This is a genomic window from Rhizobium sp. TH135 (assembly GCF_002855515.1).
GTDB lineage: Bacteria > Pseudomonadota > Alphaproteobacteria > Rhizobiales > Rhizobiaceae > Allorhizobium.
In genome coordinates, this window is sequence record NZ_PKRP01000002.1 from 1 (window position 1) to 12,271 (window position 12,271).

General features: G+C 60.8%; 11 protein-coding genes. 9 read left to right on the top strand and 2 right to left on the bottom strand.

Features of this window, described 5'->3' with window-relative positions; all coding sequences use genetic code 11:
* The 4 genes from C0V73_RS05130 to C0V73_RS05145 form a co-directional block, all read left to right on the top strand.
* Positions 1-974 (top strand): calcium-binding protein (locus C0V73_RS05130; protein WP_143708308.1); only part of this gene is annotated, 974 nt, incomplete at its 5' end.
* A 147-nt stretch (positions 975-1,121) separates the two neighbouring features.
* Positions 1,122-3,971 (top strand): M10 family metallopeptidase C-terminal domain-containing protein, encoded by a 2,850-nt coding sequence (locus tag C0V73_RS05135; RefSeq protein WP_172450068.1) that lies wholly within the window; start codon positions 1,122-1,124, stop codon positions 3,969-3,971.
* A gap of 226 nt (positions 3,972-4,197) precedes the next feature.
* Positions 4,198-5,238 (top strand): 4-hydroxyproline epimerase, encoded by a 1,041-nt coding sequence (locus C0V73_RS05140; RefSeq protein WP_102018956.1) that lies wholly within the window; start codon positions 4,198-4,200, stop codon positions 5,236-5,238.
* A 157-nt stretch (positions 5,239-5,395) separates the two neighbouring features.
* Positions 5,396-6,130, top strand: coding sequence for a Crp/Fnr family transcriptional regulator (locus C0V73_RS05145; RefSeq protein WP_102018957.1), 735 nt, complete (start codon positions 5,396-5,398; stop codon positions 6,128-6,130).
* A gap of 3 nt (positions 6,131-6,133) precedes the next feature.
* On the opposite strand, the gene C0V73_RS05150 is transcribed toward C0V73_RS05145, so the two are convergent.
* Entirely contained in the window at positions 6,134-6,562 is a 429-nt protein-coding gene (locus tag C0V73_RS05150) for an RbsD/FucU family protein (protein ID WP_102018958.1), read from the bottom strand.
* Positions 6,546-7,790, bottom strand: coding sequence for an ROK family transcriptional regulator (locus C0V73_RS05155; protein ID WP_102018959.1), 1,245 nt, complete (start codon positions 7,788-7,790; stop codon positions 6,546-6,548). Before C0V73_RS05155 ends, C0V73_RS05150 begins: the two co-directional genes overlap by 17 nt.
* Before the next feature lie 231 nt (positions 7,791-8,021).
* Here C0V73_RS05155 and C0V73_RS05160 point away from each other — a divergent pair, with 231 nt between their 5' ends.
* The 5 genes from C0V73_RS05160 to C0V73_RS05180 all read left to right on the top strand — a co-directional run bounded on the left by C0V73_RS05160 (position 8,022) and on the right by C0V73_RS05180 (position 12,271).
* Complete coding sequence (locus tag C0V73_RS05160; protein WP_102019589.1) at positions 8,022-9,047, top strand: sugar ABC transporter substrate-binding protein; 1,026 nt, start codon at positions 8,022-8,024, stop codon at positions 9,045-9,047.
* Between the two features lie 140 nt (positions 9,048-9,187).
* Positions 9,188-10,270, top strand: coding sequence for an ABC transporter permease (locus tag C0V73_RS05165; protein ID WP_102018960.1), 1,083 nt, complete (start codon positions 9,188-9,190; stop codon positions 10,268-10,270).
* On the top strand, positions 10,270-11,052 hold the full coding sequence (locus tag C0V73_RS05170; RefSeq protein ID WP_102018961.1) for an ATP-binding cassette domain-containing protein: 783 nt from the start codon (positions 10,270-10,272) through the stop codon (positions 11,050-11,052). The genes C0V73_RS05165 and C0V73_RS05170 overlap by 1 nt, the downstream gene beginning before the upstream one ends.
* Positions 11,049-11,672 carry a nucleoside triphosphate hydrolase gene (locus C0V73_RS05175; RefSeq protein WP_102018962.1) on the top strand — a complete coding sequence of 208 codons (624 nt, stop codon included), beginning with the start codon at positions 11,049-11,051 and terminating at the stop codon, positions 11,670-11,672. Before C0V73_RS05170 ends, C0V73_RS05175 begins: the two co-directional genes overlap by 4 nt.
* 203 nt (positions 11,673-11,875) lie before the next feature.
* A complete protein-coding gene (locus C0V73_RS05180; RefSeq protein WP_102018963.1) occupies positions 11,876-12,271 on the top strand; it encodes a response regulator in 396 nt (131 codons plus the stop codon).

Here is a 12,271-nt window from a genome sequence, read left to right on the forward strand (position 1 = left end):
GCGGGGCGCAGAACGACATCCTCGACGGTGGCACGGGCAACGACCAGATGAGCGGTGGTGCTGGCGACGATACCTATTTTGTCGATTCGGCGAAGGACGTAATCACGGAGGCATTGAACGGCGGCATCGACTTGGTGCGGGTGACGGCATCGAGCTACACGCTGTCGGCCTATGTAGACAATCTGGAATACATCGGTAGCGCTGCCTTCAAGGGTGTCGGCAGTGCCGATGCCAATATGATGACGGGCGGTACCGGCGCAGACACGTTGGACGGTGGAGCAGGCAACGACCGTCTTTACGGCGGTCTCGGCAATGACAGCCTTGTGGGCGGGATCGGCAACGACCTGCTCGACGGCGAGGGCGGTGCCGACACGATGGCGGGCGGCGTCGGCAACGACAGCTACTATGTCGACAATATGGGCGACTTGGTGACGGAACTGGTGTCTGCGGGCACGGACACGGTGTTCACGACGCTGTCGGCCTATACGCTGGGTGCGCATGTCGAGAACCTGACCTATGACGGCTCAGGTAACTTCACGGGAACCGGCAACACGCTGGCCAACGTCCTGACGGGTGGCGAGGGCGAGGACCTGCTTTCCGGCCTCGACGGCAATGACTGGCTCTCAGGCGGCGAGGGCAACGACATCCTCATCGGCGGCACGGGTGCGGACATATTCTTCTTTGATGCCTTTGGCGACGAGAATGCGGATACGATTGGTGATTTCAACAGTGCCGCTGACACGATTCTGCTCGACATTGATGTCTTCACCGATGCCGGAGATTTGGGCGTGCTGCTGGAATCCGCGTTTGGGCAGGGAAGTGAGGCGACGGCGGCGGAGCAGCGCATCCTCTATGATCAAAATTCCGGCAACATCTTCTACGACGCCGATGGCAGCGGTGCGATTGATCCGGTCGTCTTTGCCCGGTTGACCAGTGGAACCGCGCTTGACCACAACGATTTCACCGTCGCCTGAAAATGGGGCTGCCGCCAATTCGCTAAAATTGTTGGCACAACGGTTGGGTGGTGTTTACCGCCTTCCGTAACCAGACTCTAAAACACGAATGATAGCTTCCGGATGCGAAATCACCGCTGGTGCGGTGAAAGCATGGTGGAGCATCGTATGGCATTGTCTTCTTGGACCGATCAGCAGCTGATCAACCAGCTCAATTCGGGTTCCAAATGGTCCGGATCGGTTATTACCTATTCATTTCCGACGGTCGTCACCGGCATGGCGCGTTACAATGGCGAGGGAACGGGCTTTTCGGCCTTCAATGCGACCCAGCAGGCGCGCGCCGAACTTGCGCTGACGCTTTGGGACGATGTGATCGCGACCTCCATTCAGAAAGTTGCTGCCGGCACGACGAGCACCGCCTCGAATATCGAGTTCGGCAATTCGACATCGGGCGTCTCCTACGCCCATGCCTATTTCCCGACCGTTGGCAGCGTCTGGATCAACAGCGCCTACAATTCCAGCCAGGGTACCAACGACCTAATGACGCCGAAGATCGGTGCCCATGGCTTCCTGACCTTCGTCCATGAAATCGGTCACGCGCTCGGCCTCGAGCACATGGGCGACTACAACGGCAGCGCCGATACGCCCTCGTCCTATCAGGACTCGACGGTTTATTCGGTCATGTCCTATTTCGGCCCGTCCTGGGGTTCGGGCTCGGCAAACGGCCAAGGTCTGGTCGCATGGGCAGATTGGGTCGGCGCAGACGCGAAGCTTTATTCGCCGCAGACACCGATGATGAACGACATCATGGCCATGCAGGCCATGTATGGTGTCGATACGACCACACGCACGGGAGATACGGTCTACGGCTTCCAATCGAATGTCACGGGAACGACAGCGGCGATCTTCGACTTCACCCAGAACCTCAATCCGATCATCTGCATCTGGGATGCTGGCGGCACCGATACGTTGAACCTGTCCGGCTGGAATACCGCCAGCAGCCTCGACCTGGCGCCTGGCTCTTTCTCGTCGGCCAACAGCATGACGATGAACATTTCAATCGCACGCGGCGCATGGATCGAGAATGCGGTTACCGGGAACGGCAACGACACCGTACAGGGCAATTCCCGCGATAACGTCATCACCACCAATGGCGGCAATGACACCATCCGGGCACTGGATGGCAATGACACGATCGCCGGTGGCGCCGGCAACGACACCATTGACGGCGGTGCCGGAAGCGATGTCGTGATTTTCAACGACAGCTGGTCGAACATCAGCTGGACCTACAGCGTGGCGACGGCAACCTTTACCTTTATGGGACTCGTGATCGGTACCGATACCGTGACGGCGGTGGAGCGCTTCATCGACTCGCTCAATGTCGAGCGGAGTTTTGAGTCGTTTCTTGATCCCAACCTGCTGCCGGCGCTCGTTTCGGTGAGCGCTGATACGATCGAAGTGACCGAAGGATCGGGTGAGCCGACGGCCGTTACCTTCACCGTATCGCTGAGCAAGGCAGCACTTTCGGAAGAAACGCTGACCTGGAGTGTGGCAGGAACGGGCTCCAGCGCCGCGAATGCGCAGGATTTTGCCGGCGCACAGTCGGGCACCGTGGCGTTCGCCGCCGGTGAGATATCGAAAACCATCACCATCTACCTCGCCGCCGACACGGCCTTCGAGCTGAAGGAGAACTTTGTCCTCACGCTCTCATCCCCGTCGCTCGGCCTGAGCCTTACCACGGCATCTGCGACAGTCTCGATCGTCAACGACGATGTTCAGTTGACGCCAATCGTGAAGCGGGGCGGGCAATCTGCCGATACGCTCGCGGGTACAGATGCCATGGAGCATCTTGATGGCGGCAATGGCAATGACACGTTGCGCGGTGCGGGCGGTAACGACACGCTGATCGGAGGTGCCGGCCACGATATGCTCGATGGCGGAGCGGGCGCCGACCGCATGGTCGGAGGCGTCGGAGACGATACCTATATCGTCGATTCCATCGGGGATGTCGTGGCGGAAGCGCGCAACGGCAACACCGATACCGTGCGGACGAGCCTCCAGGCTTACACGCTGACATCCTGGGTCGAGAACCTCGTCTACATAGGCGATGGCAATTTCATTGGCACGGGAAATGACCTGTCCAACAAGATCTGGGGCGGAACCGGAGACGATGTCTTGTCCGGTGGCACCGGCAACGACAGCATCTCCGGCGGTGGGGGCAACGATACCGTTTATGGCGGGAGTGGGAACGATGTTCTGTCGACCGGCGACGGTCACGACTACCTCAATGGCGGATCCGGCATCGACCGCATGACCGGTGGTGCCGGTAACGACACTTACGTGGTGGACAATGTGCGCGACGTCGTCGCGGAAATCGCAAGTGGTGGCACGGATACGGTACAGACGACTCTGACGAGCTACCGCCTCGGCGCTCATGTTGAGAACCTCACCTATCTCGGGTCTCGCTCCTTCTCTGGAACCGGCAATGAACTCGATAACGTCATGACGGGTGGCAGCGGAGCCAACACCCTCAACGGTGCCGGCGGTAATGATACGGTATACGGGAACGGTGGGAATGATGTCCTCATCGGCGGGACCGGCAATGACAACCTCTTCGGCGGGTCCGGAAATGATCGTCTGGACGGAGGCGTCGGAGATGACTGGCTCTACGGCGGTCTCGGCACCGACACACTCACGGGCGGAGCCGGAGCCGACATGTTCGTCTTCGGTGAGATTGGAACGGGCAATGCGGACCGAATCATGGATTTCGACGGGACCCTGGACCAGATCCTGATCGACGCGAATGTTTTTTCCGATATCGGCTATCTCGGAACCTTGCTCGAGGAAAACTTCGGGACGGGAACCGTCGCCACGACGGCATATCAGCGTATTCTCCATGACACGGCCACTGGCGCGATTGCCTATGATGCCGACGGCAATGGTGCGAGCTCGGCTGTCGTCTTTGCCCATGTGAAAGCGGGTCTGACGCTCCATCACGACGATTTTGCCGCGGCCTGACGAGGTCTCGTCACCGGCTTCAATGACGCCTACGGCAGCGTTGCCGTTTCCGCATTTCATTCAACAAAGCACTTGGATATGCGGTCAAGCTGAATTAACAGTTTCCGGCAACGTTGCAGGTCGTGACCTGTGACGTCTCCCCTTGAGGTCAGGCAGTCAGCTGTGCTCTTGAAGGGCTAGGGCCCGCATCTGTGTGGGCGTATCGACCGACTTTGGGAATTATGACATGAGATGGAAGCGCACGCTTCAGCTGCTCGACGTACATGCCGAAGGTGAAATCGGAAAGGTCGCTATCGGCGGCGTGCCGAAGATCCCCGGGGAAACCGTGGCGGAGCAGTTGCTCTGGCTGAACACGGATCCCAAGGGCGAGGCGCTGAGACGCATGCTGGTGCTCGAGCCGCGCGGCGCGCCCATCGGGTCCGTCAACCTGCTGCTGCCGCCGAAGAACCCCGCAGCCGATGCAGCCTTCGTCATCCTGCAGCCGGATCAGGCCCATGCGAGCTCCGGCTCCAATTCGATCTGCGTGACGACGGCGCTTCTGGAAAGCGGCATGGTCGAGATGCAGGAGCCCGAGACGATCGTGATGCTGGAAACGGCAGCCGGTCTCGTCAAGGCAACGGCAACCTGCAGCGATGGGCGCTGCGAGCGGGTGAAGCTCACCATGGTCCCGTCCTTCGTCCACGAACTGGATGTGACGCTCGACACCGAGCAATGGGGCCGTATCACCTTCGACCTGAGTTACGGCGGCATCTTCTATGCGCTGGTCGATGTCGGCCAGGTAGGTCTCACCATCGAGAAGGGCAATGCCCGGGCGCTGGTCGAAGCCGGCATGATCCTGAAAGAAGAGATCAATCGGAAGATCCCGGTGGTCCATCCCGAAATCCCGGCGATCTCGGGCGTGGCCTATGTGATGTTCCGCGATGTTGATCCTGATGGCGCAATCCGCACCTGCACGACCATGTGGCCGGGCCGTGTCGACCGTTCGCCCTGTGGTACCGGCAACTCGGCAAACCTGGCGACGCTTCATGCGCGTGGCAAGGTGAAGGTCGGCGACACGATGCTGTCGCGGTCGATCATCGGCTCCGAGTTCGAAGTCGGCTTCTCCGCCCTTGCCGAAGTTGCCGGACGCCCGGCGGTCATCCCGACCATCAGTGGTCGCGGCTTCACCTTCGGTCTGCACCAGGTGGCGCTGGATCCCTTCGATCCCTTCGAGCGCGGCTTCGCGCTGACGGATGTCTGGGGACCCTCTTCAGGGGCGATCGGTTGACTTTCTCAGCTGCGTTTCTGCATTGTTCCAAATTGAATGAAATTCTACGATATCCGGTAGCCGAATTGTAAGGGTCTTGGTTTTCGGCATCTTGCTATCGATCAAGGCCAGCGAATAAGTAAGCCTCACCGTCATGAACACGACAAGTAATCTGTAAATGAAAGCAAACGCTACGACAGGTTCCGCCCTGCCGCTTCCGGCAACTACGCCGCCGACACTGCGCGGTTGTGCGATTTTTGCTGGCCTCTCGCCGGAAGAAGACCGTGAATGGCTTGCTCGCTGCCATTCGCGCACCTTGAGTGCGGGGGAGAGCCTGGTCGATTTCGAAGACATGTCCAAGGATGTCTTCGTGGTCCAGACAGGGGAGATCCGCGCGGTCCTCAGATTTTCTGTCGGCAAGGAAGCGATCCTCGGCAGCTTCAAGCGCGGTGATATTCTGGGCGAGCAGGCGGCGATCGACGACATGGCGCGCTCGGCGAGCCTCATGGCCGTCAGCGACGCGACAGTGACCGTCATTCCCTGCATCGTCTTTCACGACATCCTGCGGCAGAGATCAGACGTCGCGCTGACCTTGTTGCAGCTCCTGTCCAAGCGCATCCGCGCCATGAACGACCGTCTGTCGGAGCTGTCCTTCCTCGACACCAAGCACCGCCTCTACAACACGCTGCTCAGGCTGTCGCGCGTGCGAAACGACGGTGGCCGCGAACGCATTATCTCGCCACCGCTCGTGCATGCGGAGCTGGCCGAGCATATCGGCGCGAGCCGCGAGACCGTGTCGCGCGAAATGTCGAGGCTGGCGCGCGAGCAGCTAGTGGAGCGCACCAGCCGTGCCATCGTTCTGAAGAACCCCGTGGAACTGTCCCGACGGATCTCGCGCGCCCTCGAGGGCTGAGGCTTACGGGTAGATCACACCCTTGCGCAGGACGACATTGGCATAGAGCCGCGGCTCGCCGGTCTGCACGACCGTATGGGCGGCCTTCACCCTGTTGTAGAAATCCGCACCGATCAGCTTCGTTACCGCTACTTTCGGCTCATGCTTTGCGCAGCAGTCGATGATTTCCTGGTGCACGGGATCGACCTGGTCCGGCTTGCCGCCGACCACGGAGCGGAAGATTGCTTCCGGCACGAAGTCATCGATCGGCATCACGCTCAGGATCGCGTTCAGCACGGGCACGAGGTGATGGCCGTCGAGGCGCACCAGACGTCGCGCATGTTCTAGCGCCGGGTAGTTGCCGTCGACGATGGCGATCTCGTCGCCATGGCCCATGGCGCGCAGGGTGGCGAGAAGCTCGGGGCTCAGGAGGGGATCAATTCCCTTCAGCATGGGTGGTATCCTTGAACAGTACGGTTTGATCGATGAGGTAGCGGTCGAAGATCGGCAGGCTGGCACCGCCGATCGCGCGGGCCTGGTCGCCGACTTCGCCTTCGACGATGTCCGGAATGACCACGCCCTGAAGGTCGAGGCGGTTCATGGCCTCGATGGTGGCCTTCACCAGACGATGGCGGACCCAGGCCGGGAAGCCGCCGTCGATGATGGCAGCGGCAAAGTCGATGATCGAGGCGGCGGCGATGACGGCCTGGGCGAGGGCGGCTGCCGTGTCCTGCAGCCAGATTTCCAGCGGCTCGCCGAAGTCGATCCACTCCTCTGCGGCATACCAGAGCGGCTGCGGATCGATGCCGCGCTCGCGCAGCAGATTTTCGAGCACGAAGATCGAGGCGATATCGAGCAACTGCCGGGTCTGGCCGTGTTTGTCGCGCACGGGGAGCGGGCCGATCGCGCCGGCAGTTCCGGTGCGGCCGACGAAGAGGGCGGAGTTGACGACAATGCCACCGCCGATGAACGAGCCGATGTAGAAATAGACGAAATCGGGATAGCGCTGCCCCGCGCCAAAGACGAGTTCTGCGCCGCAGGCGCTGGTCGCGTCGTTGCGCAGGTAGACGGGATGCGCCATCCGCGCCTGGACCTCGACCTGCAGGTCGACCTCGCGCCAGATGTCCATGGCTCCTTCGGGAGCGCCGACTTCCTCGGCCCAGTTCCAGAGTTCAAAGGGGGCGGCGATGCCGATGCCCGCAATTCGCGTCCGCATGGTCGCATCCATCTGGGCTTCGATCTCTGCAATCCCATCACAGATGAAGGGGAGCAGGTGGTCAGGATGCGGATAGCGATAGGTGAGGTGGCGCTGCTTGTGGATATTGCCAGCGAAATCCATCAGCACGAGATCGGCACTGCGTCGTCCGATCTTCACGCCGAAGGAAAAGACAGCCTCGGGATTGATGTACATCGGCACCGAAGGCTGGCCGACGCGACCCCGGATGGGCTCGCCGCGCACCAGCAGCTCGTCGCTTTCGAGCGACCGCATGATGACGGACACGGTTTGGGCTGAAAGGCCTGTCAGCCGGGCTATGTCAGCCTTCGAGCAGCCCGGATTCTGGCGGACAAGCGAAAGCACGAGCCGCTCGTTATAGGCGCGCACGCGCACCTGGTTCGAGCCGCCGCCGGCGCTCACCCTGGGCGCCGGATCCGCCAGTCGTGCATGATCATCCTGTGACACTTGAGGCCGCTCCTCCCGACCGCTTCCTTTTACGAAAGCCCCCGCAGAATGTCACACCGATTTAATAATTCAACTGGATTTATTTATTGACAGCCCAAATGTTCTGATGTTCTAAATGGTCTCGTGGAGGAGTGGATGCCTGATGGCACCCGATCGGATCGTCAAGGGGCGGTCCGTGCCGACACGTTGCGGCCGGAGGAGCTGGCCGACACCATTCGGGAGGAATACCAAATGAAAAAGTCTCTGATCACTGCTGCTCTGTCGACACTGGCCCTCGGCGTTGTCTTCGCCGCGCCGGTACAGGCAGCCGACGTTTCCGCCTGCCTCATCACCAAGACCGACACCAACCCCTTCTTCGTCAAGATGAAGGAAGGCGCGACCGCCAAGGCCGCCGAACTCGGCGTGACCTTGAAGGCCTATGCCGGCAAGGTTGACGGCGACTCGGAAAGCCAGGTTGCCGCTATCGAAACCTGCATTGCTGACGGCGCGAAGGGCATCCTGCTCACCGCATCCGACACCAAGGGCATCGTTCCGGCTGTCCAGAAGGCTCGTGACGCAGGTCTCCTCGTCATCGCCCTCGACACGCCGCTGGAGCCGATCGATTCCGCCGACATGACCTTCGCCACCGACAACCTTCTGGCCGGCGAGCTGATCGGCAAGTGGGCAGCTGCCACCCTTGGCGACGCTGCCAAGGACGCAAAGATCGCCTTCCTCAATCTGACCCCCTCGCAGCCGTCGGTCGACGTTCTGCGTAACCAGGGCTTCATGAAGGGCTTCGGCATCGACACCGCCGACATCAACAAGATCGGCGACGAAACCGATCCGCGCATCGTCGGCCACGACATCACCAACGGCAATGAAGAAGGCGGCCGTACCGCCATGGAAAACCTTCTCCAGAAGGATCCGTCCATCAACGTCGTTCACACCATCAACGAACCCGCTGCTGCCGGCGCTTATGAAGCGCTGAAGGCCGTTGGCAAGGAAGGTGACGTGCTGATCGTGTCCGTCGACGGCGGTTGCCCGGGCGTCAAGAACGTCGCTGAAGGCGTCATCGGTGCGACCTCGCAGCAGTATCCGCTGCTGATGGCATCGCTCGGCATCGAAGCGATCAAGAAGTTCGCTGACACCGGCGAGAAGCCGGCTGCCACCGAAGGCAAGAACTTCTTTGACACGGGCGTCGCCCTCGTCACCGACAAGCCGGCAGCTGGCGTCGAGTCCATCGACACCAAGGCTGGCACGGACAAGTGCTGGGGTTGATTTCAGCCTCCTGCGCCTGAACTGAAACGCCGGCGAGAGCAAACTCTCGCCGGTAGGCGCAACGCCCGGCCTTGCGCGGCGGCAGGCCGGGCGTATCCTTCATGTAAAAATTAGAGACAACGGCAGGGAGGATGACCCACATGCAGCCGGCCAATCCCGAGACGCGGACCACGCAAGAATTTGAGAAGGTCCTGTCGTCGAGTTCGACCGAAGTCGCCTCGTTCGACCGTCATGAAAAGAGTGCTCTTGAGCGCTTCCAGCATTTCCTGCATTCGAGCCCGGCAGCCGTCGCGCTGATCGTGCTGGTGCTGTCGATTGCGGTCTTCGGCCTCATTCTCGGCGGGAAGTTTTTCTCCGCCTTCACGCTGACCCTCATTCTCCAGCAGGTCGCCATCGTCGGCATCGTCGGAGCAGCGCAGACGCTGGTCATCCTGACGAAGGGCATCGACCTCTCTGTCGGCGCCATCATGGTGCTCTCCTCGGTCGTGATGGGCCAGTTTGCCTTCCGCTACGGCCTCCCGCCTGAGCTTGCCGTGATCTGCGGTCTCGGCGTCGGCGCCTTCTGCGGCTTCATCAATGGCGTGCTCGTAGCGCGCATGAAGTTGCCGCCCTTCATCGTCACGCTCGGCATGTGGCAGATCGTTCTGGCCACCAACTTCCTCTATTCGGCCAATGAGACGATCCGCAGCCAGGACATCGACGCCAACGCGCCGATCCTCAAATTCTTCGGCGAGAATATCCGCATGGGCGGCGCGGTGCTGACCTATGGCGTTATCGCCATGGTGCTCCTCGTTGCGCTCCTTTGGTATGTGCTCAACCACACCGCCTGGGGTCGCCACGTCTATGCGGTCGGCGACGATCCGGATGCAGCAGAACTGGCAGGCGTCAACGTCAAGCGCATGCTGATCTCCGTCTACACCCTGTCCGGCCTTATCTGTGCACTCGCCGGCTGGGCCCTGATCGGCCGTATCGGTTCGGTCTCTCCGACCGCCGGCCAGTTCGCCAATATCGAATCCATCACGGCCGTGGTGATCGGCGGCATCTCGCTCTTCGGCGGACGTGGCTCGATCCTCGGCATGATCTTCGGCGCGCTGATCGTCGGTGTCTTCCAGCTCGGCCTGCGCCTGATTGGTACGGATCCGCAATGGACCTACCTGTTGATCGGCGTTCTCATCATCGCCGCCGTGGCAATCGACCAATGGATCAGAAAGGTAGCAGGCTGATGACCAAGGACCCCATTCTCACAGCCCGCGGCTTGGTCAAGCGTTACGGCCGCGTCACCGCCCTCGATCAGGCAGATTTCGATCTCTATCCGGGCGAAATCCTCGCGGTCATTGGCGACAACGGGGCCGGCAAGTCCTCGCTCATCAAGGCGATCTCCGGTGCCGTTTCGCCTGATGAGGGCGAGATCAAACTCGAAGGCAAGCTGATCAATTTCCGCTCGCCGATCGATGCTCGTAACGCCGGCATCGAAACCGTGTACCAGAACCTCGCTTTGTCGCCGGCGCTCTCGATTGCCGACAACATGTTCCTCGGCCGCGAATTGCGCAAACCGGGCATCATGGGCAGTGTGTTCCGCAAGTTGGATCGTCCGGCGATGGAAAAGATCGCCCGTGACAAGCTTTCAGAGCTTGGCCTGATGACGATCCAGAACATCAACCAGGCGGTGGAAACGCTCTCGGGCGGCCAGCGTCAGGGTGTGGCGGTCGCTCGTGCGGCAGCATTCGGCTCCAAGGTGATCATTCTTGATGAGCCCACGGCAGCACTCGGGGTCAAGGAGAGCCGCAAGGTTCTGGAGCTGATCCTCGACGTGCGCTCGCGCGGTCTGCCGATCGTCTTGATCAGCCACAACATGCCGCATGTCTTCGAAGTGGCGGATCGCATTCACGTCCACCGGCTCGGTAAGCGTCTCTGCGTCATCAACCCCAAGGACTACACCATGTCCGATGCTGTTGCCTTCATGACGGGTGCGCGGCCGGCGCCTGAGGCCGAGCGGGCGGCATGAGCCAGGTGCTCGACGAACTCTTGTCGGAGATCGAAAGGCGGGCGCATGGGTGCGCCCGTCTGCTTGTCGGCGTGGCCGGCCCTCCGGGAGCCGGTAAGTCGACACTTGCGGATCGGCTACATGAGATCCTCACGCAGAGAGGACTGCGCAGCGCGGTCCTGCCCATGGATGGCTTCCATCTCGACAACGCGATCCTCGAGCAACGCGGCGATCTCGCCCGCAAGGGCGCGCCGCACACCTTCGACGTGCGCGGTCTTTCCGACCTGCTGCGGGCCGTGAAGGCCGGTGGAGAGGTCTTTGTGCCCGTCTTCGATCGGTCGAGAGAACTGGCGATTGCGGCTGCCCGTTGTATTGCGCCGGAGGATCGCATCGTGATCGCGGAAGGCAACTATCTTCTGCTCGATCAGGGGCGGTGGGCAGGTCTTGCCGACCTCTTCGATCTGACAGTCATGGTTGCGCCGCCGATCGAGGAACTGGAGCGGCGGCTCATTGCGCGCTGGGTCCATTACGGTCTCACTCCGGCACAGATCGAAGCGAAAGTGGAAAGCAACGATCTGCCCAATGGCAGGCTTGTTTTGGAGCGCAGCCGGACCGCGGATTTCACCTTCGACCTGTTCTGAAAGTGCCGCTTTTCAGGCGTAGTCGCACCTTCGAAAGTTATTAAGTTCTAATTAAATGTGCCATCCGTAAAATTGTATCGGTTTGGTTCAGCGAATTTCAGCCTCCCCCTGATACAACTCCTCCATGAAAGGTTAACGCGGCACCCGCTGTGTTGACGAGGTTGCTGGAAGCCTCGATCGGGTGCTTTCAAAGGGGGTAGAACATGGCCATTCTGATTGTCGAAGACAATCCGACCAACGCGATGATCATCAAGCATCTCGCGAAGAAGGTGACGGTCGAAGAGATCAAGGTCGCCGGGGATGGAAACACGGCCCTGATGCTGTGTCATGCCGAGAACTTCGAAATGCTGATCGTCGATCACATGCTGCCGGGCATGTCCGGACTGCAGTTCGTCAAGGCCGTTCGCCTCATGGATCGCTACCGAGACGTGCCGGTCGTGATGGTCACAGCGGATGATGAGCCGCGCTTGCGCGAAGAGGCCAAGGCGGCAGGTATCACCGATTTCCTGCACAAGCCGGTCGAAGCAGTCGCCTTCCGCAAGCTGCTGGCCGACCATCTGGGTGCAGCAGCCGTCCATCCTGAACGGCGTTCGGCCTAA